Consider the following 25,463-nt stretch of genomic DNA (forward strand, 5'->3'; position numbering starts at 1 on the left):
TCTAAAAGGAGTTTTACATGGGCATCCGCATTACGGGTACAGGTCTTTATCATCCAGAAGACGTAATTACTAACGAAGAGTTAGTTGAAGCTTTAAATGCTTATGTGGAACAGTACAACAGCGACAATGCTGAAAAAATTGAAGCCGGTGAGCTAGAAGCGCGCCGTGGTTCAAGTGCAGAATTTATCGAAAAAGCGTCTGGCGTGAAAGCACGTTATGTTGCTGAAAAAAGCGGTATTTTAGATCCAAAACGTTTACGCCCAGTGCTACATGAACGTCCAAATGATGAAATTTCGCTACAAGCGGAATGGGGTGTCGCTGCGGCTAAACAAGCGATGGAAAATGCAGGCGTGACTGCAGAAGACATCGATGTAGTGATTTTGTCTTGTTCAAATATTCAACGTGCTTATCCTGCTGTAGCGATTGAGATCCAAACTGCATTGGGTATTCAGGGCTATGCATATGACATGAACGTTGCATGTTCAGCTGCAACTTTTGGTATCAAGCAAGCCTATGACGCGATCAAATCAGGCGCTCGTCGCGTGTTATTGGTAAACGTTGAGATTACATCTGGGCATACAGATTTCCGTATGCGTGACTGTCACTTCATCTTTGGTGACGTTGCAACGGCTTCGATCATTGAAGAAACTGAAACCAAAGCTGGTTTTGAAGTGTTGGATATTGACCTGTTTACACAGTTCTCAAACAACATTCGTAACAACTTCGGTTACTTAAATATGAGTGAAGTCGATGCTGACATCGACAACAACCGTTTCCGTCAAGACGGTCGTAAAGTATTTAAAGAAGTGTGTCCATTAGTGGCGAAAATGATCACTAAGCAATTGGATGACAATAAAATTGCGGCAACAGATGTAAAACGCTTCTGGTTACACCAAGCGAATGCCAGCATGAATGAATTGATTCTGAAACTGGTTGTGGGTAAAGAACATGCTCAGCCAGACCTTGTGCCAATCATTCTTGATGAATTTGCCAATACTTCATCAGCAGGTGTCATTATTGCATTGCACCGTACAGCAAATGAAGTAAACCATGGCGAATATGGCGTACTTTGCTCATTTGGTGCAGGCTACTCAGTAGGTTCTGTACTTGTTCAAAAACATGATGCTGCCTAAGGTCAGCACATTTGCAGGTTGAACATGATGCAAAATGGATAAAGCGTTTAAGCGCTTTATCCCGCATGTATTTCACGCCGACCTTTTTTGGCGCTGAATATATTGATGCATCAAAACCTGCAATGTATGTGGGGAATCATACAATTTATGGTGTATTCGATTCACCTGTAATTATTGATTATCTCTACAATGAACATAAAGTGGCTGTGGTCAGTATCGCTGATCATAGCCATTTTTATTTGCCCGGTTGGCGTGGCATGGTCAAAAAGTTCGGTGCAGTCCAAGGCATTCAGGACTATGTCAGAACAGTGATGCAACAAGGTTATTCCATTTTAGTTTTTCCCGGTGGTGGTCGAGAGGTTTTGAAGCGAAAAGGCGAAGCCTATCAACTGATTTGGAAGCAACGTTATGGCTTTTTAAAACTGGCGCAAGAATTTAATTATGATATCGTGCCTTTTGCCACTTTAGGTGGAGATGAAGTCTTTGAACTGGGTTTTGATGCCAGTGTGATTGTTGAACATCGTTGGTTTAAACAACTATTAAAAATACAAAAACTCGATAAATTATTACGTCATGGTGATGTGATTCCGTCTTTACCCAAACGGATTATCCCCAAGCGCATTCCATTCTATTTTCAATTTTTACCCCCTCAAAGTTTGAGTCATATTCAGAGTGTGGAAGATTTAAAGCTCTATCGAGAGGCACTACAACAAGATATTTACACTGCGATAGAACAGCTTAAAAAAATCCGTTCAGAACAACATTCTACAGATCAATAATAGTGACTACTCTTCAACTTCATCCATTTTTTATTCGTCACAGCTCAAAATCATGGTGAATTTTGTCACAACAATAGCCTTTAGATTATTTTATTTAACGCCTTCGTATTGACCTTTTGTACAACTATTTGGCCGATTAATGGCAGTAGTCGGAGCATTAAACTTTGACTATAGTGAAGGTTGAAAAATAATCAACGATCGTTAGGGCGGAAGATGGAACAGAACAGCTTGACCCCGCAGCTTGAGCATATTGCTCGGCAACTTATTCGAATATCACCAAGTTTAAAGCAGTTGTATCAAGAGCAAATGGAGTTTGCTACGGCACTCAATTCACAAAATATATTTAAAATTGAACAAGAGCAGCACCGCATTCAACTATGTAATGGACTATGGACCTTACAGCTACAAAGTCGTGAATCAATTGGCTATCAGTTTCCTAGAAATCCGTTTAGACCCATCAAAATTGCTGAATTGCATTGGACAGCGCCTTGTATTGAGGCAATAGAAGATTTCTTATTTCATGAATTGTATTTTTTTACTGGGGACTTAAAGCCGCAACATTCACTCTTGCTCAGAGAAAAAGCACAGCAATTTAGACAATTGATCTTACAGTCGGTTTTTCAACATCTAAATGGGCCAGCGCGTGTTCAACAGTTTTTAGCACAGATGACAGCAGTTGAAGCGCAAATTTTTGATCAGCTGATGCAAGAGCAGCAGATTTATCAGACACCGCTATTACAAACGTATATCGAATGCCAAATCTGTCTACCACATTGGTTGGTGCAAAAGATTGAGCAGATGTTTGCGCTTAATTCACTTACAGAAGCTGAAATATTGCCGATACAGCTCTTGATAGATAGTTTGGACGAGATTTGTTTTGCTACAGCACAATTTTTAGATCCGACAATATACAGGATCATGAGTTTGAGTTATGAAGATCGGTTTAATTTACAAGAATTAAATGAACATATAGAAGATATTATTTTGTTGCTCGAGCATGCATATGAGCGTCCCACTTTGTTGGGTTTTATTCGTTTGATGCATCGGGATGTTTGGGCAGAGCAGGACATATTAAGCCACAGTAATTTTGTGCAAGCCACAGCAATTTGGCAAAAAAAATGTGGAAAACTCCCTTTGCTCGATAACAATCGTGCAGTGCGATGGATGTTCAAGCAGTCAGCCGAAGTATTGGATTGGCTGAGTCGTAATTTTCAACACAGTAATGTACGAGTGGCTGTGACGGCATTAAGTTTTGTCGATACGCAGCATATTCATCCCGCATTGATTCTTGAGACCTTACAACATTTTCAATTTGTTGCAGCGCGCTTATTTATTCAAAATTGCCATACGATTGCGCATGAACATGATTGGTTTAATCATGAAAAAAATCTGCAGTTTGTTTTACAGCGAAAATATCAGCAGCATGATGACCATCGTGTAGTGATCAGCCCATCGATTTTGTATTTAGATGAGTGGTTGATCTTAATGCGACAGGTGTTAGGCGCGGAGGATCAGGCCATAAAAAAAGTCTATCTACCTTTGAGCCGTATTATGCAGGCCTATCTGCAACATTTAGTACGTTGTACGCAGCATTTACCTCAGGCTTTGATGGATTATATCCGTCCAGAAACCCAAGAAAATCGCCAGTTTTTAAGTATGTTACGACAGCATAAAATTCAACTGCACGATTTTCGAAATTTATTTTATTTAAAGCATGCTAATTTAAGAGTATCTGTATTTGATGCATATGTGCGTGACTATGTTAGTACGACTTATTCTACAGGTGATACAGTCCCTAAAAATATTACTTGGAATGGGGTCTTTCATCAGGCGGTGCATTGGCATGCCAAGCAACAAAAGCAAGAAGTGTTAACTCAATTAAAGCGTAAATTTGAGACAACAGTCTGGCAGCCATTTACAACAGAAGACAAAATATATTTTCAAGAGTGGGTCTTTGAAGAATTAAAAACCATCGATCGAATTATTGATGAATCTATTCACTTTAAACATTGTTTGGCATCAAGTTATAGCGCCAGTATCATTGCAAGAGTATATGTAGCTTTTCATATGTACCATCCCATTTTGCATGTATCGATGACTTTGGGCTGTCATGTGCAAAACCACATTTTGGTTTTTGATCAACTTGAGTATTCAAATAATACCCAAGCAGAAATAGAAAAAGTAAATATCGCCAAAGAATTTTTAAATAGGTTCAATAGCTTAAAGTAAGATTGGCGAAATACGGATTTAGGAAACTGTGTTGTGCGCTTAACTTTTGAGTCAAAAATCGTTAGGCTATAGCCGTTCTTTTACGGTATAGGTCTTATGAAACAAGAAACTGCACTCAAGCTGCTCAAAGCAGGCGAAAATGTGTTTTTAACAGGTTCGGCTGGTGCAGGTAAAACTTATACTTTAAATCAATACATCAATTATCTGAAAGCGCGCAAAGTGCCGGTGGCAATTACGGCTTCTACAGGGATTGCTGCAACCCATATGAATGGCATGACAATTCATACATGGGCAGGGATTGGGATTAAAGATGCGATTTCCGAAGATGAGTTAAAGCGCTTAAAAGAACGTAAATATTTAAAAGAGCATTTGGAAAATGCCCAAGTTTTAATCATCGATGAAATTTCGATGTTGCATGCCAAGCAATTAAACTTGGTGAATAAAGTTTTAAAATTTTTTAAAGACAGTGAAGATGCTTTTGGGGGGATTCAAGTCATTGTTGCAGGTGACTTCTTCCAGTTACCCCCTGTGGGACGCAAAGGTGAATTAAACCGTGACAAGTTTTGCTTTATGTCTGAGGCATGGGTAGAAGCGAAGTTTCGCGTGTGTTATTTGACCGAACAACATCGTCAGGGTAATGACTATCTCAATGATATTCTAAATGCGATTCGTGCTCAGCAAATTACGGGCGATCATTTGCATGCTTTAAGGCAGACAAGTTCACAAAATATAGGTGAAACCTTTACGCGCTTGTATACCCATAATATGGATGTAGATAGTATTAACTATAAACATCTAAATGAAATTGAGCAAGAATCTCGCCAGTTTGATGCCCAATGTGATGGTAATGATAAACTGATCGAAACCTTAAAATCTTCAGTGCGTGCGCCGGAAACTTTGACCTTAAAGAAAAATGCCAAAGTGATGTTTGTAAAAAACAACTTTGACGTGGGCTATATCAATGGCAGCCTCGGTGAAGTGATAGGTTTTGAAGAAGATGATGAATATGGTATCTTGCCTAAAGTAAAACTCACTGATGGCACGACCTTAGTGGTCGAACCTGAAACATGGTCTGTCGATAATGATGATGGTAAAACCATTGCCAGTTTCCAACAAATTCCACTGCGTTTGGCTTGGGCGATCACCATTCACAAATCTCAAGGGATGACCCTTGCAGCGGCTGAAATTAACTTGACCCATACTTTTGAGAAAGGTCAGGGTTATGTGGCATTGTCGCGTTTAAAAACATTAGATGGTTTGCGTTTACTTGGTTTTAATGAACAAGCCTTAGAACTCGACAGTTTGGCCATTAAAGCCGATCGACGCTTTCAGGAACTCTCTGATGAAGCGGAAACCAATTTTGCAGAGGCTGATTTAACCGTCCAACATAAAGCCTTTATTCGTCATTGTGGTGGAACGCTGAATGAAGTGGAAATCGAGCGCAATGAAAAGAAAATAGCCAAAACTGGTGCAAAACAAAGCTTTGCCACAGCGACTTTAGATCAAACTCGGGAGTTGTTTGAGGAAGGTTATGAAATTCAGGATATTGCTGTGGAGCGTGGTTTAACACCAGCTACGATTATTAACCATTTGGCTCGTCTGCAAAAAGAGCAAGGTTTAGATATCTCGGTGGCACATCCGGGAGAAGAAGTGGTTGAGCAGGTGCGTAAAATCTATAAACGTTTGGCGAAACGACAAGACCCAGCACATTATAATGATGATGGCACGGTTAAGTTGCGTCCAATTGTGGAGTTAACCAGTCCACGCATGGGATATGACCAAGTTCGTTTGGCTTTATTATTTGTGGAATAATGGATATATGGTGCATACGAAAAATACTGATGAATAAAGTGTGGTTAATATCGTTCAATAGATTTAACAGTAGACTGTCTAAAGGATTCGTATTTTTCCTAAGCGATGGTTTACACTGTAGCAAGTTAATTTGCTAACGATTTGAATTATGACTTTTAGTGCATGGTATTCACTGCGTAAATTTGTCTATAACAATTTACATAATGATGATTATGAAACTAAATTTAGTCATTTTCTCAACTATGCTTTGATATTGCTGATTTTAGGTAATGCTGCTGCGGTTTTACTCGAATCGGTCAATGATATTTATTTGTCTTATCAAGTTTACTTTGATTTTTTTGAAAATTTTTCAATCATTGTATTTAGTGTTGAATACGTATTGAGGCTTTGGTCGATTGCAGATAAAGACCCATTTTACTCCGCTTGGCGTAATCGTTTGAATTGGGTAAAAAGTGGTGGCGCAATTATTGATTTATTGGCAATTTTACCTGCATATCTAAATTTCTTTGTCCATTTTGATTTGCGTTTTTTACGTATTTTACGATTACTGCGTTTATTAAAATTAACTCGATATTTTGTGTCGTTGCAAATTTTGTTACGTGTCATTGAACGTGAAAAAGGTTCATTTCAAGCTGTTGTTTTTATTTTATTTATTATGATTATTATGGCCGCAGCTGGGGTGTATTTAGTTGAGAGTAAAGCACAGCCAGAGGTCTTTAGTTCTATTCCTGCGTCCATGTGGTGGGCTGTTGTTACTTTAACGACGGTCGGTTATGGCGATGTAACACCGATAACCCCTGTTGGGCGGATATTAGGTGCAATGATTACGATATTAGGGGTTGGCTTGGCAGCATTGCCAGCAGGTATTTTAGCCAATGGTTTGGCACATGAATTGGAGCAACGCAAACAACAATTAGAACTCAGTTTTCGTGAGTTGATTCAAAATCGTGAAATTGATTTTGTACTTGAGCCTGAAAAAATCGAAGAAATCCGAAAAACAGTGGGTTTAACCCGTGAGCAAACACAGGATATTATTTGGCAATTGTTACGTGAGCAAAAAGAGGAATCATTAAAGCAGGAGCGTGAGCAGTATGCATATTGCCCGCATTGTGGAAAAAAATTACCTGATTTGTAATGTGAAAAAAACACATTAGCTAAAGATGATTCAGTAAAACTTGATGAAGTATATTCATGTGAATAAAAAATAGTTAAATAAAATTTATGATGAATATGATTCATAAATATCATGATATGATAAATATAATTTAAAAATACTGATTTTCAGCTCATTCAGTATGTCGTTTGTGGAACTCATTATGTTGGAATTACGCCATCTCAAAACATTATTGGCACTCAGAGAACATGGTTCTTTGGTCGCTGCATCTAATGATCTGTGTTTAACGCCTTCTGCGCTTTCACATCAGTTGAAAGAGCTTGATCATTGGTATGGGGTAGAGGTGGTGAACCGACGGACACGTCCTGTGACCTTTTCGAATGTTGGGCAACGTTTACTACGCCTTGCCGATGACATTTTGCCGCAAGTTCAAATTGCGCAATCGGACATTACACGTATTGTGCATGGTCAAACCGGCCGAATTATTTTTTCTTCTGAATGTCATAGTTGCTTTGACTGGCTCATGCCGTTATTGAATGTCTACCGTCAACAATACCCCGATGTAGATTTAGACTTTGCCTCTGGCTTTGAAGCCAATCCGCATGAACTATTACAAACGGGCGAGTTTGATCTTCTGATTACGGCAGATCCGATCAATTTAAAAGGTGTGGAATATTTCCCTATCTTTGAATATGAGTCTCGTTTGGTACTGTCAAATACGCATCCCTTGGTTCGTGCAACAAATGTGACTGTTCAAGAATTAGCAGAAGAAACGCTTATTACCTATCCGGTCGATAAACATCGTTTAGATATCATGGCGAAATTATTTTTACCGGCCAATATTCAGCCTAAACACGTCCGTACCACAGATTTGACCCAGATGCTGATTCAGTTGGTTGCAAGTGGTCGTGGTATCGCGGCATTACCTGATTGGGTGGTAAATGAATATGAACAAAAAGGTTGGGTGACCTCTCGACGCTTAGATTGTGTTTCACCTGAAGGTTTAAGACGGACATTGTACGCCGGTTATCGTACCGAAGAGGCTGAAAAAAGCTATTTTGAAGGCTTCCTAAAACAGTTGGCGAAATTCTCACAAAAGCGCAATCAATATTATGCCAACTAAGGAGGATCTATGACTCAGAGTCTTTTTGTATACGGGACATTACGTCTAGGTCAGCCCAATGCTAATGTGATGGAGCGTATTGGTGGCGAGTGGAAGAAAGGTGTGGTATGGGGTGAGTTAGAACATAAAGGCTGGGGTGGTGGGTAGTCCTGGCATTCGTTTATCAAAGGCAGGTCTAGCGATTGAAGGCTATGTTTTTATCTCTGAAAACTTAGCAGCACATTGGGCAGCTTTAGATGAATTTGAAGGGGCTGAATACCAACGTGTGGCTGTAGATGTGCAATTGGAAGGCGGAGAATGGATGCAGAGTGAAATTTACGCTTTGAAATAATATTGAGGGGAGAGTCGTAAAATACGTGGGTCATCCATACATTACGTGGGTCATCCATACATTATGACTTTCCCCAACCTGCGAAATATGTATCGATGATTCTGCTTGCTCTGTTGTTTCCTTGAGTGCATTTTCTTTCGAAGAGCCGTATCTGAAAGAGTTGTATCTAAAGTGCTTGAATGCACAGAAATCACTTTAAGATTGCTATACAAGTGGATGAATAATTTTTAGAATTGAGCTGTATCTCACATTGAACCCTGTTTGAACTCAATCATGCCCAATTCTATAGAACCCTCACCAACTCAACTCATGTCTGTGATTCAAACGCAGACAGCTATTGCCAAACTGGGTTTAGATCTAAATGCAGTGATGACCGTAGTGGCAGAACAGGCGCAGCAGATTACACATGCTAAAGGTGCAGTTGTAGAGTTGGCTGAAGATGGTGATATGGTCTATCGTGCAGTGTCTGGCGGGGCGAGCCATTTACTGGGTTTAAGACTTCATATTGAAAACAGCTTATCAGGTCTATGTATTGCACAAAAACAAACACTGTATTGCCAAGATTCGGAAACAGATGCACGGGTAGATCGCGTGGCATGTCAACGTGTTGGATTGCGTTCGATGGCAGTAGTGCCATTGATTCATTGTGATGAAGGTGTCGGTGTTTTAAAGATTTACTCTGACCAAGTCGATGCCTTTCAGGAAGCCGATTTACATATATTAAGTTTGATGTCTGAGTTGATCGCTGCGGCGATGTACCATGCGACACGTTTCGGTGCGACAGAGCTATATAAATTGGCGACGCAAGATAGCTTAACCGGCTTAGCTAATCGGGCTTTGTTTGTCGACTTTTTACGCCAAGGTATAGAAAAAGCTCGCGCGCAGAAAAAAGTACTGGGTATCTTGATGATTGATATGGATGGTCTGAAGCCGATTAATGATCAGTTTGGACATCGCATTGGGGATGCTGCACTGAAAGAAATTGCACAGCGCATTTTGCGTGAAACACGTCAAGATGACTTGGTTGCACGCTTGGGCGGTGATGAATTTGCTGTGATTTTAACCAATATTGCCAAATGACTTGGTTGCACGCTTGGGCGGTGATGAATTTGCTGTGATTTTAACCAATATTGCCAACTTAGAGCGTGCGCAAACGGCGATGAATCGAATCGCAGAAAGTTGCGGACTGCCATTTGCATTCGAGCAAATGAGCTTGAAAATTGGTGCCAGTATTGGCATGGCTTTATTTCCAGAGGATGCCGAATCCATCGATCAATTGGTCGAAATGGCAGACTTGAAAATGTACGCCAATAAGCGTGAACGGAAACAAGTAAATATTGAATAACTCACTGCTTAAATAATTCACTAATTGTTATGCAGGTGAATTCCTTCACTACCGCCAAATTATTGAAAGTATCAGAAAAAACATTTTTGATGGGAATACGTGTTGTCTCAAACAATTGCAGATGACATCACGGAATATCATTGTTTAATTTAAATCAAAGTGCGCTTAGCATGTGACGGTGCAAGATGATTAAATAATTGAAAAATCATCTAAGGTCATTTGTTTTTTGACTCAAAATAATATTTTGAATTGTTAAGCTGTGCACTATTGCATGGCGAAAAGAGCATGACAATTCAATGAAAGGGATGTCAAAAGATTTATTCATTATTGCGGCAGGTTTTGTTGCTGCAATGCATATCGGGAAATTACCGCCCGCAATACCTGTATTACAACAGCAACTTGGTATTAGCTTTATTCAGTCTGGTTTATTGCTCTCACTAGTACAGGGTGCAGGAATGTGCTTTGCATTGTTGATTGGTAGTTATATCCAAAAAATTGGATTTAAACTGTGTATCTTATTGGGCTTAAGTCTATTGACGATAGCAAGTGCATGGGGGAGCTTTGCACAAAGCTTTGATGTCTTGTTGCTACTGCGTGTCATAGAAGGATTTGGCTTCTTATTGGTGACACTCACAGGGCCTGCATTTATCCGTCAGCTTGTACCGCTACAGCACATCAGCGCAAAGATGGGACTGTGGAGTGCTTATATGGGCGGAGGTATGGGGATAGCATTATTGGTTGCGCCATTTCTAATTGCTCAATATGGTTGGAGTGTGGTTTGGCTCAGTTTTGCTATGATCACTGCTGCATTACTGCTCTGTATCGCCATGTTTATTCCTCAGCCTAAAGCGGCGCTTAATACAACACCTGTTATTGGTCTCATTCGGGATACTCTTAAACATCCAGCAGCATGGCTTTTGGCGCTCATTTTTGGGACATATGCAGGGCAGTGGTTTGCATTGGTGGGATTCTTACCGATGATTTATGCACAAAACCAAATTTCAGCAGAACTGGCAGGTGCTTTAACAGCCAGCGTTGCCGTTGCCAATGCGGTGGGTACATGGGGGTGTGGACTGTTATTACAGCGTGGTTTTCAAGCTAAAACTTTAGTCCAACTGGGTTTTGCTGTTTTGATCATTTGCTCCTTAGGATTTTATCTCTTTAAAGATGCGTTACCTTTTTTACTGCAATATTTTACGGTGTTCAGTTTTTCGCTATTTGGTGGCTTAGTTGCTGCGACCGTCTTTGCGCAAGCACTACATTTTGCACCTTATCCTGCGGCAATTAGTACGACGATCGGCATGATTTTACAATGTTCTGCCATATCACAATTTGTTCTGCCACCTGTGATTGCCACCGTAGTTTCACAGACTGGAGCGTGGTTCTGGGCAGGTATCTTGATGTCAGCGTTGTCATTCGTTGGAATCATGCTTAGTCGACGTTTATTTCAAATGCAGCATGGCTCAAATTAACATTTTGTTAAACCGCTATGTCAGCAACGGCTTTATTGTTTAATCCCAATCAGTAGCGACAAGATGCCTGCTGCAATGAGTGGGCCGACAGGTACACCGCGCAGCATCGCAACACCTGCGACTGTCCCAATTAATAGTCCGGCAACTACATCTGGCTGATTGGACATCAGTTTGACACCACGTCCGCCTAGCCATGCGACAAAGATGCCAATGGCGATTGCGACGAGGGATTTCCAACTTAAAAAGGATTTTAAAATCGAATCACCAGGAATTTTTCCGCTAGCGATCGGCGTGAGTACGCCAATGGTTAAAATAATAATGCCAATGTTTAAGCCATATTGTTGCAGATAGGGGAAAAATTCACTTAAAGGCGTGATGCGGAAAATAATCAAGACACCTGCTGCTATGGTGATCGCTGTATTGTGGCTAAAGATGCCACAAGCCAATAACACCAATAACACGATCAGATTTAAATCCAACTGAGACATAGGATATTCGTGAGAAACTTCAATAAATAATCAATAGTGTAGCGCAGAAACATTAAAAACTGGCGTTCAAGATTATTTCCGCTATTTTTCCTGCAAGTTGGCTCGTGGTTCAGTATAAAATAGCAATATATGGTGTTTATTAGGTTGTTCTATGTTTTTGGAAAAAATGCTGCAATCACAAGGTTTTGGTTCGCGTAAATATTGCCAACAGTTGATTAAAAATGGTGCGGTCGAAATACACGGTGAGATTGTAGATAATCCAAAGCAAAAGCTGGACTTGAATGATTTAACTTACAGTGTGCATGGACAGGACTATACCTATCGTGAGCATGTTTATATCGCGTTAAATAAACCTCAAGGTTATGAATGTTCGCATCAGGCAACCCATCATTTTAGTGTTTTTGAATTATTTGATGATGTGCTGTTAAATCGTGGTTTGCAATGCGTCGGTCGACTGGATCAAGACACCACTGGACTGTTGCTGCTCACGGATGATGGTCAATATCTGCAAGCGCTGACACACCCTAAAAAGCATGTTGCCAAAGTATATTCGATGCATACCGCAGATCCTGTGACACCTGAGCAAATACAACAATTAGAACAAGGCGTGGAGCTGCGAAACGAAAAAGGCATTTTCGCTGCAACCGATGTGCAGCTATTGGCTTCACAGCAATTACAAATGACTGTTCATCAAGGGGTATATCATCAAGTGAAACGGATGTTGGCGGCTGTGGGCAATAAAGTTGAAACATTACATCGTGCTCAAATAGGACAATTAAAGCTTGAAGATATTGCTGAGGGTGAATGGATCTATTTGAATGCAGAGCAAATTGAACAATCGAAATTTCGTGAAAATCTAAATTCACAGTAATAGGTACAGGGCTTTGATACGTCATCATTTGAAGGATGAATGTGCGGTATTAAAGCCCTTTAATATGTCTGCTGTCTGCTGTCTGCTGTCTGCTGTCTGCTGTCTGCTGTCTGCTGTCTGCTGTCTGCTGATCTAAAGATGCGTTTTTCAACATGCTTTGTTGATGTATTTTAAAGCTGAGCAATGCATTAGCGAATAAAGTAATGATAGGTTTGAAATTCATCATCTTTAATGAAGCCCATCGATTCATAGAGTTGATGTGAGTGATAGTTATTTTTTTGAGTTTCGAGGCTGATTCGAAGCGCGCCTTCATGTTGAGCAAAGAGAACCGCAGTATCGATCAATTGTTTGGCTGAACCTTGACGACGATATATAGGGCTGACATAGACATCATCTAAAATATAGTAGGTTGAACAAGCCACAGATGAAAAGCCCAAATATAGTAAGATAAACCCAGTAATCACATCATCTTTTAAGCAAATAAAAATTACGCTTTCATTATTTTCAAAACGTTGTCTTAGAAATTTATATGAGATATCAAGATTAGAAGAGGTGCCATAAAATTGGCGATATTCATCAAATAAAACAGCAAGTGGATGAAGGTCTGCTTCTGTTGCGCGTCGAACGATCATTTTTTTCTATACTCCATGCTATTTTTTATCAGTCTTGCATGAAGCATATCGAATTTTCGAAATTGGTTGATTTATAAATTGTTTATAAATGCGACAGTGTTAAGTTTTGTCACCTTCACCCAAAATTGCATTGAGCTCTTCAAACAAGTCGAGATGATCATCATCTAATAATGGATCATTATTTAAAATTTCTAATTCCGCAGGGCTAATTTCAGTGGTTGAAATGGCTTGAGCTTCTTGTTGTTTTAATTTACGTAACTTAATCAATTGTTCAATATTGATATTTTGGTTTTCAATAGAGAAGGGGATCGATTTGGTTAAAACAACTTGTTTAAAGAATAGACGTACAGCCTGTGCAGGTGTAATGCCTAATTGCTTAAACACGGCAAAGGCCTGTTTCTTTTCCTGTGAATCGAGGCGGATTTGGTAGACTTCAGTTTTTCTCATATTCTTAGAAAGCTTTAAAATACTTAACTTTTCGCATTTATTCTAATCAAAACTGTTATAAATTCAAGAAAGTTTGGCAGTATTTTATCAATTTAATGTAATGACAATCGATTTACAGTGTCAATTCATAGGCAGAACTGAATTGAAAAGCCTGCTCTGTCACAGGATCGATAAACTCAAGCTGTTTCGCAAGTAGTTGTAAAGGTTGGCTGAAATCGTCATCTGCCTTATGTTGTACTACTGGATAAAAGGGGTCATTTTGAATTGGAATGCCCAAAGCATTTAAATGTACACGAAGTTGGTGTTGCTTGCCGGTATGGGGATTTAATTCATACTTAGCGCGGTTTCCATGCTGCTGGATCAGCTGAATGAAGGTTTCGCTGTTAGGTTCACCATCTACTATTTGCATTGTATAAAAAGGTTGACCTTTTTCCATGCGATAGCGAGTTGTCATTGGGAAATTTAACTCATCTCGATAAGCTGCAATGGCATGATAGGTTTTTTGAACTTGCCGCTTGGCAAACATCTGTTGATATAGCCCACGGCTTTCAACACATTTGGAGAAGAGCACCACGCCGGCAGTTTCACGATCTAAACGATGAATCGGTGTTAGGTGTTCAAGCTGCGTTTGTTTTTTGAGTCGAACCAACAAGGTTTCTTGTACATACTGACCGGTCGGACTCATGGTGAGAAAATGCGGTTTATCGACCACGATGAAATGATCATTTTCAAATAAAATCTGATGCTCAAAGGGAACATGAATTTCATGCGCTAAGAATCGATAATAATAAACATGACGATTTGTTTCAAAAGGACTGTCTATCGTTAAAGCGTCACCATCTGCAGCATAGACCAATCCATCCTTAAATCGTTGTTGCCACTCTGCTGCTTGGATATGAGGAAATTGCTCACACAAATATGCATAGACCGTTGTGGCTTGTGTGTGTTGACCGTCAAGGAAGACTTTACTGGCACTAACACCATTGATCATTGGGGGAGTAAATTCAAAACTGTGCATGAAGAAAGATCTAAAAACTGAGCAAATAAAGCAGAGAACACATCATGAAAAATGCTCAATCTATAGTGTGAACATATCCATTTTAGCCAGTGCGATGCTATCATATTTAATTCTTATGTACATGTTGTGAGTAATATGCAGTATTCATTCAGTCTGGAACTTAATAGTGAAGTCGATACCCAAAACTTAGCTACCGTACTGGCGACGCATTTTACGACGGGTGTAGCGTATTTAATTGGTGACTTGGGTGCAGGAAAGACCACGTTAACACGTTATTTTTTACAACACTTGGGTCATCAAGGTGCGGTAAAAAGTCCAACCTATACATTGGTTGAACCTTACAATATTCAAGGACAAGATATTTTTCATTTTGATTTATATCGTCTGAATGACCCTTATGAGCTTGAACTTATGGGTATCCGTGATTATTTAGAAACGCCGAACGCCCTATTTTTATTTGAATGGCCATCTAAAGGGGGCGACGAAATCCCTGAGGCTGATTTAATTATTAATATTGAAAAGTCTGCGGATGAAACCACCCGTACAGCGACTTTAAGCTCTTCTTCAAAAACTTTGCAAAACGCTTTGGAGCAAAAATTTAACCATGCTGAATGAAATCAGTGCCCGCCGCATTCGAACGCTTGATCCTGCCTTAGCCAACCAAATTGCCGCAGGGGAAGTGATTGAACGTCCTGCTTCTGTGGTCAAAGAATTACTGGAAAATTCCATTGATGCAGGGGCGACTGAGCTGATTGTTCGTATTGAACAAGGCGGCAGTACACTGATTGAAATTATAGACAATGGTCGGGGTATTCACCCTGAAGATTTACCTTTGGCGGTCATGCGCCATGCCACAAGTAAAATCCAAACTGCTGAGGATTTACATGCCATTGTAAGTCTGGGCTTTCGTGGGGAAGCCTTGGCTTCGATCGCTGCGGTGTCTCGTTTGACATTGACCAGTAGCCAAAATGATGACGGTGTAGGCTATCAGGTCGAAGTAAATGGCACTGCATTTGATTCACAAGAAATTCAGCCTGTGGCAGCGACGCAAGGCACCACCATTCGTGTGCAAGATTTATTTTTTAATGTACCTGCACGGCGTAAGTTCCTCAAAAAACCGGGGACTGAGTTTGGACATATCGAAGAAATTGTCCGTCGTTTAGCACTGACCCATTTTGATATACGTTTTGTCCTTGAGCATAACAATAGCATTAAGCTGAACTTGCCTATTGCAGATAGTGGTGCGCTGCGTTTTCAGCGGGTGCAACAATTATTAGGCCGTCAATTTACTGAAAATGCGTACTGGATGGATGCTGATAGCGTCAATATGCGTCTCAGTGGGTGGTTAGGTCATCCTTCAGATGCACGTGCGCAAGCCGATATGCAATATGTCTATGTGAATGGACGTATCGTAAAAGACAAGACAGTTTCACATGCACTTCGCATGGCCTATGACGGTATTTTGCATGGACATCAACATGCGGCTTATTTGTTATTTATGGAAGTTGATCCAGAGAATATCGATGTGAATGTGCATCCAACCAAGCATGAAATACGTTTTCTAAATCAACGTGAAGTACATGAGTTTGTGCGCCATTTTGCCAAATCGACATTAGCGCAATTTCAAACCGCGACAGCCGAATTGTCATCTGCAATGAAACTCGACGGGCAGGCACACGAAAATATTATTCCGCAGCCGCGTCATCAGGAACAATTTTCATTACATCAATCTCAGCCAGTTGCAGAGCAAGGCTCAAATTTTGTCAGTCCAGAGATCTCAGGCGGACTCACTGACTTTAGTTCACCTGCAACAGTGCAATATGCTTCTAATCATGCGCCAACAGGGCAGGAAGCTTATACACAGCAATATTCAAATGCGTCGAACAATAGTGTTGGATATCAGTCAAATTTAGCGGGTTCCAGACAGCTCAATAATGCATTGCAAAGTTATTTGGCGCCTTTACGTCAAACTGAGTCGTTAAATGATCCGGATACCGCATTGGCTGAACATATTCAGCAGAAAGTCGATGAGCATCCTTTGGGGATTGCCATTGCGCAATTGCATGGTATTTATATTTTGGCCCAAAACACCGAAGGTTTAATCATTGTTGATATGCATGCTGCGCATGAGCGCATTGTTTTACAACAAATGAAAACGGCTTGGGATAAACCTGAGTTTTGGACATCACAGCAATTGCTGATTCCTAAAGTCGTCAGTATCAGTCGGATGCAAGCGATGCGCGTCGATGAGCTCAAAGAACAATTGGCACGCCTAGGTTTAGAAATAGACCAATATGGCGATGAGCAAGTCATTGTTCGTGGTGTTCCTGCCATTTTGCATAAAGCAGACTTTGATGCGCTGATTCCAGATTTATTAAATGATTTAGACCCAAGTGATCAGGTTGCAGGGTTGCTACAAAAGCGCGATCAAATATTGGCAGGCATGGCCTGTCACGGCGCTGTACGCGCACACCGTATTTTAAGTCTATCTGAAATGAATGCATTACTGCGTCAGATGGAACAAACTGAATTTGCCAGCCAATGTAACCATGGACGTCCGACGTGGCGTGCGTTTCCATTGGCACAGTTAGATAAACTTTTTGCTCGGGGAGAGTAGTTTTACATGTCAAATCAATTGCCGGTCATCAACTTAATGGGACCAACTGCAAGCGGTAAAACCGCCTTGGCATGTGAGTTATACGAGCAAGGTGGATTCGAATTAATTTCAGTCGATTCTGCTTTGGTTTTTCAGGATATGGATATTGGTACGGCCAAGCCGAGTAAAGCTGAGTTGGAGAAATATCCACATCATTTGATTGATATTATCAGTCCGCTAGAAGTGTATTCGGCAGCGAACTTTGTGGAAGATGCCTGTGTGCTGATTGATGATATGCATGCACGAGGTAAAACACCGATATTAGTCGGTGGTACGATGTTGTATTACAAGGCTTTATTGGAAGGGTTGTCTTCAAATTTACCAAGTGCAGACTATGCTGTACGTGCTGAAATTGAAGCCAAAGCTGAGTCGCAAGGTTGGGATGCTGTATATGCAGAATTGTGCAATGTAGACCCATTGGCAGGTGAAAAATTTAAACCGAGTGATAAGCAACGAATTATCCGTGCGCTCGAAGTTTTTAAGTTAACCGGTAAACCCATTACTCAGTTACAAGCTGAGCAACCTAAAAACGTACCATACCGATACAATTTTCATAATTACGCATTATTGCCCGACCGATTAGAATTACATGAGCGTATAGCTCGACGCCTAAAAATAATGTGGGAAATTGGATTTTTAAATGAAGTGAAAGCTCTCATTGAAAAATACGATTTAGATGAAAATTTACCCTCTATGCGCTCAGTTGGATATCGTCAAGCTTTAGATTTTTTGAAAAATAGTGATCAAAGTAGCGAAAAACAGCGTGAAATGGAGGATAAGGCACTTTTTGCAACACGACAACTTGCAAAACGTCAATATACTTGGTTAAGATCTTTGCAAGAAACGCATAAATTTACTACATATTTAACTGCGCAGCAGGCTCAAGAAGACTTGCGAAAGTGCTACGGATAAAGCAAAATTTACAGACTACCTTTTTGATAATTTTTAATTGAAAAGTAAAGGTAGCTTTTGCGCTGATTTTTATTATTTTTTGGAGTTATAACATGTCTAAAGGTCAAACTTTACAAGATCCGTTCTTAAATTCTCTCCGTAAAGAACGTATTCCAGTGTCGATCTTCCTTGTAAACGGTATTAAATTGCAAGGTCATATTGAATCTTTCGACCAATACGTTGTTTTATTAAAAAATACTGTAAGCCAAATGGTTTACAAACACGCTATTTCAACTGTTGTTCCAGCACGTAACCCACGTCCTGCTGGTGCTCCTGCTGGTGCTCAAGGCGCTGCTGGCTTCGGTGGTCAACAAGGCGGCTTCGGCGGCGGTCAACAAGGTGGCTTCGGTGGTCAAGGTGGCTTCGGTGGTCAAGGTGGCTTCGGTGGTCAAAGTGGCTTTGGTGGTCAAGGTGGCTTCGGTGGTCAAGGTGGCTTCGGTGGTCAAGGTGGCTTTGGTGGTCAAGGTGGCTTCGGCGGTCAAAGTGGCTTCGGCGGTCAAAATGCTGGTTTTGATGGCGAAACTAAATTTGAAGATGCTCAAGACGACGAAAACAACAATCGTTAATTGAGTTAAAAAAACCTCCCAAATGGGAGGTTTTTTTGCCTATAAAAAGAGTAGATGGTTTAAATACTGGTTTTTTAATAATTACTACAACTAATAATTACTACAACGCTGAATAATGATAAGAATCGACATAAAAAACCAGCCGAAGCTGGTTTTTTGTTTATTCACTTATTTCTTTTTACGATCTAGAGCAGGGTCTTTAATTTCAACATAGGCATTGTTGCGTATTTCACGTAACCAGCTGTCCAGTTCAGTGTCAAATTGACGCTCACCTAAAATCTGACGTGCTATACGTTCTTGTACTTCATGTGTCATGTCTTGTTGACGTGTATCTGTTACTTGCAGGATGTGCCAACCAAACTGAGATTGGAAAGGTTTGCTGATTTCACCTTTCGCTGTTGATTTCATCATCGCTTCAAATTCTGGAACCATAACACCTGGGCTAACCCAACCTAAACTACCACCATTGGCAGCAGAACCGGTGTCATTCGAGAATGTTGAAGCCAAGACAGCAAAATCTTCACCTTTTTGCAGGCGGTTATACAAGCTGTCTATCATTTGCTTGGCGTTTTCAGGACTCACCACTTCAGAAGGTTGAATCAAGATATGGCGAGTTTGGTATTGTGGAACAATGGCTTTTTGTTCGCCACCTTTACGGTCAACCAATTTTAAAACATGAACGCCATCACGTACTGAAATCAGTTCAGTGGTTTGACCGACTTGCAAAGGTGCTACACGTGCAGCAAGTTCATCTGGAATATCAGATAAGTTGCGGAAGCCCATATCTGCACCGTCAACTTTAATGTCTTTGGTGCTGTATTTGTTGGTAATCGCTTTAACATCGTTACTTGCTGCCAGTTCTTTGCGAATGTCTTCAGCGATTTTAACGGCATTATCACTGCTAGCAACGCGTACATGTAAGACGTGGACTTGATTACCTAGCGCAGCTTGACCTTGTGGTGAGCTTAAGAAGTTTTTCACATCTTGGTCACTGATTTGAATACGAGAAGTGACCAACTGTTGGCGTAGGCGTTGTAACGCGATGTCTTCAGCGATACGTGCACGTAAACCAGCATAGGTATTTGGCGCAACAGCATCTAATTTTTGCTGAAATGCTTCTAAGCTTGGAGAACCTGCGTCTTTTGCAACTTTAAGTACGGCTTCATTGAGCGATTTTTCATCCGCTTTGACATTATATCGTTTCACTTGTTCAAGCTGTGCTTGGCGCGTAATTAGCTGTTCTAAAGCTTGTTGCTGCAAGTATTCGGTCGGTGGGACGGTTTGTTTTTTTGCTTGAAGTTGGTGAGTGATCTCGGCAATGCTTTGATCAAGATCACTACGAAGAATCACGCTATTGTCAACGACAGCTACAATTTCATCTTTAGGTTGCGCAGCAGCAAATACAGATACAGAAGTCGATAGGCAAAGTGCCAAAGCTGACGCTTTAAAAATTTGTTTTAACTGTTTTGTCTTCATTAACGTTCTGTCCAAGATTGATTAATATTGTTAAAACCCAACACTCGGTTTTCAAGCAAAGAGGTTAATTTATTGTTGAAGCCACCTAAACCTTTTAGGGTGAACTCCGCCATAATGGCACGTTTTGGTTTAACATCTGAAGATGTTACATCATCTAAATCGTTATAGTACGAACGACCATAAACTGAAACACCCCAGCAGCATGACTCGTAGTTCACACCAAGTAAATATTCACGCGCAATACTGTTGTCGAGGTCATATTGTGCATGACCGATAATACGCCAGTTATTGTGAATAGGTTGAATAAACGATGCTACTGCTTGGTCATAGCTGTCTTGGCGGTTCGGAATGTCTTTACGATAGAAATAACCGACATTGTATAAATTGCCTTTATTTCCTGTGTAATACATTTGAATATCGCGCTGAGCATTATCACCATTCGCCATCCATGCAGAATTGGCATTGACACTGATGCTGTCAGATAGCTGGCTAGAAATGCTCACGACAGGGCCAGTATGGCGTTCGGTATCAAATTTATCAGAGACGTTGTTTAGCGTGACGCGACGGTCTTCAAAATAGAAGCTTTGACCAACACTGGCTTTTAAACGCTCAAGACCTACATCATCAAATAAACTATAGCTTAAACCTAGAGATGCGAAGTTGTTGTCTTCTAAACGGTCATTACCGTAGAAGCGACGCGGGCTAAATAATTGGTCATAGTTAATTGACGCTGTGGTTGAGTCAAAGTTCGGGTTGGTGTCTTGGTTTTTGTATGGAGAATACGCATAGAAGAAGCGAGGCGTTAAGGTTTGTAGATAGCGACCTTCGCGCTCCATCACAAGACCCGCATCTAAAGTGAATTGCGGTACAACGACCGATTTACTTTCATTTGATGAACTAATGTTTTGTGCATTAACGGTGTCTTGATCGTAAATCGTGTTGACGTTACGAATAGACACTTCTGGGATTACAAAAGACCATGGGTTACGATAGTTATAACGCACACTAAAGTCGTTATAAATACGTGCACCACTTGGCTCATACATTGTCGCATCACTATTGTTTTGCGGAATATTATCGCCACGCAGATTCTTTTTAAAATAAGCCGTATCGTTGTTAAATTCGTACTGTAAGCCTAGAGGATTACCTGTCTTGTAGTTCAGTAGGAATTGTGGCAAACGCGCATACGGGCGGTCTTCATCACTGACAGTTTTATCTAGTGTTTGGAAGTCTTCAACTTTGAGCTGTGCTTTTAGGCCAGGGATACCATTTTTATAATTGAGTTCCCATGCACGGCGTAAGTTCAGGTCAGTTTTTGAGTTTGGATTATTATTGAGATCTGAGAAATAGTCTTTATCAGATGCATAGTTATATTCTAAATTTGTCGTGAATTGATCGTTAATTTTCCAGTTATGGAGGAAATGTAAGTCTTTACGATCTTGATCGTCATACTTTTGGTCGGATGGTAAATAACCACCCCACACCATCCCTGAACCAAAGTTTTTGGTCAAATAACGGAATTCACCTTCCATCATTGCGCCACGGTCTGCAATATAACGTGGTGTTACCGTAGCATCATAGTTTGGCGCAAGGTTTAAATAAACTGGAACTGCAAGTTCAACACCACCATCATTGGTAAAACCAAAGCTTGGGGTCAAAATACCTGTGGTACGACGGTCATCAATCGGGAAGTTGAAATAGGGCACAGCGATCACAGGTACGTTTTTTACATATAATGTTGTACCTTTGGTTTCACCGCGGCCAGTTTCTTGATTCAGCTTAATTTTGTCTGCTTGAATTTTCCACGTTGGTTTTTCATCGGGTGGACAAGTGGTATAAACCGCATTTTCTAATTCTAGGGTTTCTGTTGAAGTACGTGAAATTTTCTCAGCGCGACCGTGTGCATGCTGCTGTTCAGCAATAAAGAAACTGTTATTTAAATCACCCTGTTGGGTTTTTAAATTGTAATCAATCGAATCACTTTGAGAAATCAGCCCAGACTGTGCCATTTGTACGCGGCCAGAAGCATTGGCGTAGGTTTGGGTTTTATCAATTTTGATTTGATCGGCACGAATTTGACGACCTTCTTGGTCAATCAGAACATTACCTTCAAGAATGGAGTCGCCATTCGGGTCAAAATGACCATAGTCTGCGGTAATGGTAGAGGTTGCATCTTCAGGTGCGACTGCTTTCGTTGTTGGAGCAACTGGGGTAATCCAGGTGCCTGTACAAAACGCAGAACTTAATTGATTGGTGTTGCGAATCTGTGCTTCAGGTGCAGACTTATCGACATAATATTGTTCGAAGAACTGCTGCCCAGGATAAGCTTCTGAAATGCTTTGTTTGAGTTGTTCTGTATCGTCATCCGTGGACGGGTTTGAAACAGGTGCTGCATAGCTTGGTAACGAGCTACCACATAGAAGGGTTAAGATCGCAGTCGCTAAAGGATTAAATTTAAACTGATGCTTCATTTGTCTCATTAACCAGGTATGCTTAATCGCAATTAATTATTGTCGCATCATAGAGAAAAAGTTGATAAGTAGCTACACTTAGCACTTTAAAAACTCAGCCTGTATTAGAATTTATCGCAAATGAATACACAACGTGAACAATTGATACAAACATGGATTTCATCTGTACTCGGTTCAGATCAATTTGAAATTAACTTCTTAGCAGGCGATGCAAGCTTCCGTCGTTATGCACGAATCAAATTGAATAATAAAACATTTATGCTCATGGATGCACCACCAGAAAAAGAAGATTGTGGTCCTTTTGTGTCGATTGATGAATTTTTTGATGCACATGGCGTGCGTGTACCACATATCGTGGCCAAAGACCTCGATCAAGGCTTCTTGTTGTTAGAAGATTTTGGTGATGTTTTGTTGTCTACATTGTTAAATGATCAAACAGTAGACGCACATTATGCTCAAAGTTTTAAACAGTTGATTCAATTACAGTCAATTGATGGTACTGCTCATTTTCCTGCATACGCCTATGAAAAGCTGATTTCTGAAATGGAGCTGTTAACCGATTGGTTGTTGCCATCTTTACAGGTACAACCGACTGCAGAAGAATCAGCACTGATTAAACGTACTTTTGCTATCTTAGCCAATGCTGCATTGGCTCAGCCTCAAGTGATTGTGCATCGTGATTTTCATAGCCGTAATTTGATGGTGCTTGATGGTGAGCAAGATCAGGGCGTGATTGATTTCCAAGATGCTGTGATTGGTGCAGATACTTATGATTTGATTTCTATTACACGTGATGCCTATGTGCAGTGGAATGCAGATCGCGTTTATGCATGGTTTAAGACGTTCTATGATTTGCTACCTGCATCGGCAAAAGAAGGTCGTAGCTTTGAGCAATTCAAACAAGACGCAGACCTCATGGCGATTCAACGGCATATCAAAATTTTAGGTATTTTTGTGCGCTTATTTGAGCGTGATGGTAAGTCAGGTTATCTCAAAGATTTGCCGCGCGTGATGTGGTATTTACTCGAAGAAAGTAAACCGTATGCAGAATTACAACCTTTTATGCAATTTATTCAGGCTAAAGTATTGCCGAAATTTGAAGCCAAATACGGCACTTATGAGGTTGTTGCATAATGAAAGCCATGATTTTAGCGGCGGGTCTCGGAAATCGGATGCGCCCTTTAACATTGTATAAGCCAAAGCCGTTGCTTGAAGTGGGTGGAAAACCACTGATTGTTTGGCATATAGAAAAGCTAAAAAAAATTGGCGTAACTGAAATCATCATCAATTCTGCATGGCTTGCAGATATCCTGATTGGTACTTTGGGTGATGGTTCGCAGTTTGGTGTAGATATTCGCTGGACACGTGAAGCGGAAGGTCTGGAAACAGCCGGTGGCATTATTAATGCTTTACCTTTGCTTGGGACAGAACCGTTTATTTTAGTCAATGGTGACGTTTGGACGACCTACGATTTTTCAGCCTTGCTCAATGTTGAGTTGAAGGGTGATTTAGCGCATTTAGTGTATGTTACCAACCCAACGCAACATCCAAAGGGTGATTTTATCTTGGATGCAGGGCGTAGTTATACCTTTGAGCAAGAACATACAGGCGAGGCACTCACCTATAGCGGGATCGCAGTTATACATCCAAACATGTTTGATGGATTGGAAGCTGGCAAGCGTCCGCTCGCACCATTATTGAAACAAGCCATGTTGGATGGAAAAATTTCTGCAGAGAAAATGCAAACTGCGTGGGTTGATGTTGGCACACCTGAGCGTTTAAGTGATCTAGATCTACAGATTCGCCAAGGCATGTACGATTAAGTGCATATTCGCTAAGCGTTAGCTACTGTTCCACGGCTTAGAAATCGGTATACTTCAGTTAATTTTTATTGAGATGTCTTCTTTATGCATCCTTTTTTTCAAGACTTAAAGCAAGGTAGTCAAAAGCTTGGCTTAGATTTGAGTGAAGAAGCATTAAATCTATTGCTGAAATACCAAGATGCCCTAGTGCTGTGGAACAAAGCGTATAACTTGACCGCTATTCGTGATCCTAAAGAAATGTTGGTTAAGCATTTATTGGATAGCTTAAGTATCCTAAATGATTTGCCTGCAGGTCGTTTATTGGATATCGGTACGGGTGGTGGCATGCCGGGCATGATCATTGCACTGTGTCAGCCTGAACGTGAATGTGTGCTTTTAGATGCCAACGGTAAAAAAATTCGATTCTTAAAACAATTTATTGCTGACTTAAAACTAAAAAATGTCATTGCGGTACAAACACGTGTCGAAAATGAAGACAGCATTAATGAACTGGGGCAGTTTGATGTGATTACCAGTCGTGCTTTTGCATCGTTAACCGATTTTGTGGATGCGTCTAAACCGTATATGCATGAGCAAAGTATTATTGCGTCGATGAAAGGCTTAATTCCTGAAGAAGAAGTTGAAACACTGAAAAGTGATTTCAAGATTGATATCGTTGCATTAAAAGTTCCACGACTTGATGAGCAACGTCATTTAATTTTTCTTAAACGTATTTAAAATTTTCAA

Annotated in this window: 21 protein-coding genes and 2 pseudogenes; 17 read left to right on the forward strand and 6 right to left on the reverse strand. The window is 40.5% G+C overall.

From position 1 onward, the window contains the following. Positions 1 to 17 precede the first annotated feature (17 nt). The 9 genes and pseudogenes from FTU36_RS00315 to FTU36_RS00355 all read left to right on the forward strand — a co-directional run bounded on the left by FTU36_RS00315 (position 18) and on the right by FTU36_RS00355 (position 11,338). Complete coding sequence (locus FTU36_RS00315) at positions 18 to 1,133, forward strand: beta-ketoacyl-ACP synthase III (protein ID WP_078189024.1); 1,116 nt, start codon at positions 18 to 20, stop codon at positions 1,131 to 1,133. Positions 1,134 to 1,144: 11 nt separating this feature from the next. Beyond that, positions 1,145 to 1,912, forward strand: coding sequence for a 1-acyl-sn-glycerol-3-phosphate acyltransferase (locus FTU36_RS00320; protein WP_180116593.1), 768 nt, complete (start codon positions 1,145 to 1,147; stop codon positions 1,910 to 1,912). A gap of 213 nt (positions 1,913 to 2,125) precedes the next feature. Beyond that, positions 2,126 to 4,141 (forward strand): hypothetical protein, encoded by a 2,016-nt coding sequence (locus FTU36_RS00325; protein WP_180116594.1) that lies wholly within the window; start codon positions 2,126 to 2,128, stop codon positions 4,139 to 4,141. Between the two features lie 96 nt (positions 4,142 to 4,237). Then, entirely contained in the window at positions 4,238 to 5,953 is a 1,716-nt protein-coding gene (locus tag FTU36_RS00330) for an AAA family ATPase (RefSeq protein ID WP_180116595.1), read from the forward strand. Between the two features lie 148 nt (positions 5,954 to 6,101). Further along, the gene (locus FTU36_RS00335; RefSeq protein WP_180007353.1) at positions 6,102 to 7,088 is read left to right on the forward strand and encodes an ion transporter; all 987 of its coding nucleotides are present in this window, start codon (positions 6,102 to 6,104) and stop codon (positions 7,086 to 7,088) included. Between the two features lie 181 nt (positions 7,089 to 7,269). Then, positions 7,270 to 8,190: a LysR family transcriptional regulator gene (locus tag FTU36_RS00340; protein ID WP_180116596.1), complete on the forward strand. Its 921-nt coding sequence runs from the start codon at positions 7,270 to 7,272 to the stop codon at positions 8,188 to 8,190. Between the two features lie 9 nt (positions 8,191 to 8,199). Then, positions 8,200 to 8,521 (forward strand): annotated as a pseudogene (locus tag FTU36_RS00345) (gamma-glutamylcyclotransferase family protein). A 273-nt stretch (positions 8,522 to 8,794) separates the two neighbouring features. After that, positions 8,795 to 9,866: pseudogene (locus tag FTU36_RS00350) on the forward strand (diguanylate cyclase domain-containing protein). Positions 9,867 to 10,171: 305 nt separating this feature from the next. After that, entirely contained in the window at positions 10,172 to 11,338 is a 1,167-nt protein-coding gene (locus FTU36_RS00355) for a CynX/NimT family MFS transporter (protein WP_257224773.1), read from the forward strand. Between the two features lie 32 nt (positions 11,339 to 11,370). Here the strand turns inward: FTU36_RS00355 and FTU36_RS00360 are convergent, their stop codons facing one another. Then, entirely contained in the window at positions 11,371 to 11,826 is a 456-nt protein-coding gene (locus tag FTU36_RS00360; protein WP_180003104.1) for a DUF441 domain-containing protein, read from the reverse strand. 151 nt (positions 11,827 to 11,977) lie between these two features. Here FTU36_RS00360 and FTU36_RS00365 point away from each other — a divergent pair, with 151 nt between their 5' ends. Beyond that, complete coding sequence (locus FTU36_RS00365) at positions 11,978 to 12,697, forward strand: pseudouridine synthase (protein WP_180088540.1); 720 nt, start codon at positions 11,978 to 11,980, stop codon at positions 12,695 to 12,697. Positions 12,698 to 12,885: 188 nt separating this feature from the next. Here FTU36_RS00365 and FTU36_RS00370 read toward each other — a convergent pair whose 3' ends face one another. From FTU36_RS00370 to FTU36_RS00380, 3 genes are all read right to left on the reverse strand, one after another. After that, on the reverse strand, positions 12,886 to 13,329 hold the full coding sequence (locus FTU36_RS00370) for a GNAT family N-acetyltransferase (protein ID WP_180063143.1): 444 nt from the start codon (positions 13,327 to 13,329) through the stop codon (positions 12,886 to 12,888). 99 nt (positions 13,330 to 13,428) lie between these two features. Beyond that, positions 13,429 to 13,776, reverse strand: coding sequence for a type II toxin-antitoxin system RelB/DinJ family antitoxin (locus FTU36_RS00375; RefSeq protein WP_078189014.1), 348 nt, complete (start codon positions 13,774 to 13,776; stop codon positions 13,429 to 13,431). A gap of 112 nt (positions 13,777 to 13,888) precedes the next feature. Then, on the reverse strand, positions 13,889 to 14,794 hold the full coding sequence (locus tag FTU36_RS00380) for a pseudouridine synthase (RefSeq protein ID WP_180116598.1): 906 nt from the start codon (positions 14,792 to 14,794) through the stop codon (positions 13,889 to 13,891). A gap of 135 nt (positions 14,795 to 14,929) precedes the next feature. Between FTU36_RS00380 and tsaE the strand changes: the two genes are divergently transcribed. The 4 genes from tsaE to hfq all read left to right on the forward strand — a co-directional run bounded on the left by tsaE (position 14,930) and on the right by hfq (position 18,967). Further along, complete coding sequence (tsaE, locus tag FTU36_RS00385; RefSeq protein ID WP_180003097.1) at positions 14,930 to 15,409, forward strand: tRNA (adenosine(37)-N6)-threonylcarbamoyltransferase complex ATPase subunit type 1 TsaE; 480 nt, start codon at positions 14,930 to 14,932, stop codon at positions 15,407 to 15,409. Beyond that, complete coding sequence (mutL, locus tag FTU36_RS00390) at positions 15,399 to 17,411, forward strand: DNA mismatch repair endonuclease MutL (RefSeq protein WP_180116599.1); 2,013 nt, start codon at positions 15,399 to 15,401, stop codon at positions 17,409 to 17,411. Before tsaE ends, mutL begins: the two co-directional genes overlap by 11 nt. 6 nt (positions 17,412 to 17,417) lie before the next feature. Beyond that, positions 17,418 to 18,362 carry a tRNA (adenosine(37)-N6)-dimethylallyltransferase MiaA gene (gene miaA, locus FTU36_RS00395; protein WP_180007346.1) on the forward strand — a complete coding sequence of 315 codons (945 nt, stop codon included), beginning with the start codon at positions 17,418 to 17,420 and terminating at the stop codon, positions 18,360 to 18,362. Positions 18,363 to 18,454: 92 nt separating this feature from the next. Further along, positions 18,455 to 18,967: an RNA chaperone Hfq gene (gene hfq / locus FTU36_RS00400; protein ID WP_180007345.1), complete on the forward strand. Its 513-nt coding sequence runs from the start codon at positions 18,455 to 18,457 to the stop codon at positions 18,965 to 18,967. A 168-nt stretch (positions 18,968 to 19,135) separates the two neighbouring features. Here hfq and FTU36_RS00405 read toward each other — a convergent pair whose 3' ends face one another. After that, positions 19,136 to 20,443, reverse strand: coding sequence for a peptidylprolyl isomerase (locus FTU36_RS00405; protein WP_180116600.1), 1,308 nt, complete (start codon positions 20,441 to 20,443; stop codon positions 19,136 to 19,138). Next, positions 20,443 to 22,914 (reverse strand): LPS-assembly protein LptD, encoded by a 2,472-nt coding sequence (locus FTU36_RS00410; protein ID WP_180116601.1) that lies wholly within the window; start codon positions 22,912 to 22,914, stop codon positions 20,443 to 20,445. Before FTU36_RS00410 ends, FTU36_RS00405 begins: the two co-directional genes overlap by 1 nt. A gap of 120 nt (positions 22,915 to 23,034) precedes the next feature. On the opposite strand from FTU36_RS00410, the gene FTU36_RS00415 reads away from it, so the two are divergent. The 3 genes from FTU36_RS00415 to rsmG all read left to right on the forward strand — a co-directional run bounded on the left by FTU36_RS00415 (position 23,035) and on the right by rsmG (position 25,454). Further along, a complete protein-coding gene (locus FTU36_RS00415; protein WP_180116602.1) occupies positions 23,035 to 24,048 on the forward strand; it encodes an aminoglycoside phosphotransferase family protein in 1,014 nt (337 codons plus the stop codon). Next, positions 24,048 to 24,737, forward strand: coding sequence for an N-acetylmuramate alpha-1-phosphate uridylyltransferase MurU (gene murU, locus FTU36_RS00420; protein WP_180116603.1), 690 nt, complete (start codon positions 24,048 to 24,050; stop codon positions 24,735 to 24,737). Before FTU36_RS00415 ends, murU begins: the two co-directional genes overlap by 1 nt. Positions 24,738 to 24,821: 84 nt before the next feature. Further along, the gene (rsmG, locus tag FTU36_RS00425; protein WP_168378887.1) at positions 24,822 to 25,454 is read left to right on the forward strand and encodes a 16S rRNA (guanine(527)-N(7))-methyltransferase RsmG; all 633 of its coding nucleotides are present in this window, start codon (positions 24,822 to 24,824) and stop codon (positions 25,452 to 25,454) included. The last annotated feature ends 9 nt before the right edge of the window (positions 25,455 to 25,463 follow it).

Source organism: Acinetobacter sp. YH12096, from assembly GCF_013419215.1.
GTDB classification, from domain to species: domain Bacteria; phylum Pseudomonadota; class Gammaproteobacteria; order Pseudomonadales; family Moraxellaceae; genus Acinetobacter; species Acinetobacter amyesii.

Coding starts and splice junctions, on each gene's coding strand:
- FTU36_RS00410 (WP_180116601.1), bottom strand. CDS start 22,914: ATGAAGCATCAGTTTAAATTTAATCCTTTAGCGACTGCGATCTTAACC.
- FTU36_RS00360 (WP_180003104.1), bottom strand. CDS start 11,826: ATGTCTCAGTTGGATTTAAATCTGATCGTGTTATTGGTGTTATTGGCT.
- murU (WP_180116603.1), top strand. CDS start 24,048: ATGAAAGCCATGATTTTAGCGGCGGGTCTCGGAAATCGGATGCGCCCT.
- miaA (WP_180007346.1), top strand. CDS start 17,418: ATGTCAAATCAATTGCCGGTCATCAACTTAATGGGACCAACTGCAAGC.
- FTU36_RS00405 (WP_180116600.1), bottom strand. CDS start 20,443: ATGAAGACAAAACAGTTAAAACAAATTTTTAAAGCGTCAGCTTTGGCA.
- tsaE (WP_180003097.1), top strand. CDS start 14,930: ATGCAGTATTCATTCAGTCTGGAACTTAATAGTGAAGTCGATACCCAA.
- FTU36_RS00355 (WP_257224773.1), top strand. CDS start 10,172: ATGTCAAAAGATTTATTCATTATTGCGGCAGGTTTTGTTGCTGCAATG.
- FTU36_RS00330 (WP_180116595.1), top strand. CDS start 4,238: ATGAAACAAGAAACTGCACTCAAGCTGCTCAAAGCAGGCGAAAATGTG.
- rsmG (WP_168378887.1), top strand. CDS start 24,822: ATGCATCCTTTTTTTCAAGACTTAAAGCAAGGTAGTCAAAAGCTTGGC.
- FTU36_RS00340 (WP_180116596.1), top strand. CDS start 7,270: ATGTTGGAATTACGCCATCTCAAAACATTATTGGCACTCAGAGAACAT.
- FTU36_RS00370 (WP_180063143.1), bottom strand. CDS start 13,329: ATGATCGTTCGACGCGCAACAGAAGCAGACCTTCATCCACTTGCTGTT.
- FTU36_RS00315 (WP_078189024.1), top strand. CDS start 18: ATGGGCATCCGCATTACGGGTACAGGTCTTTATCATCCAGAAGACGTA.
- mutL (WP_180116599.1), top strand. CDS start 15,399: ATGCTGAATGAAATCAGTGCCCGCCGCATTCGAACGCTTGATCCTGCC.
- FTU36_RS00380 (WP_180116598.1), bottom strand. CDS start 14,794: ATGCACAGTTTTGAATTTACTCCCCCAATGATCAATGGTGTTAGTGCC.
- FTU36_RS00325 (WP_180116594.1), top strand. CDS start 2,126: ATGGAACAGAACAGCTTGACCCCGCAGCTTGAGCATATTGCTCGGCAA.
- FTU36_RS00375 (WP_078189014.1), bottom strand. CDS start 13,776: ATGAGAAAAACTGAAGTCTACCAAATCCGCCTCGATTCACAGGAAAAG.
- FTU36_RS00365 (WP_180088540.1), top strand. CDS start 11,978: ATGTTTTTGGAAAAAATGCTGCAATCACAAGGTTTTGGTTCGCGTAAA.
- FTU36_RS00415 (WP_180116602.1), top strand. CDS start 23,035: ATGAATACACAACGTGAACAATTGATACAAACATGGATTTCATCTGTA.
- hfq (WP_180007345.1), top strand. CDS start 18,455: ATGTCTAAAGGTCAAACTTTACAAGATCCGTTCTTAAATTCTCTCCGT.
- FTU36_RS00335 (WP_180007353.1), top strand. CDS start 6,102: ATGACTTTTAGTGCATGGTATTCACTGCGTAAATTTGTCTATAACAAT.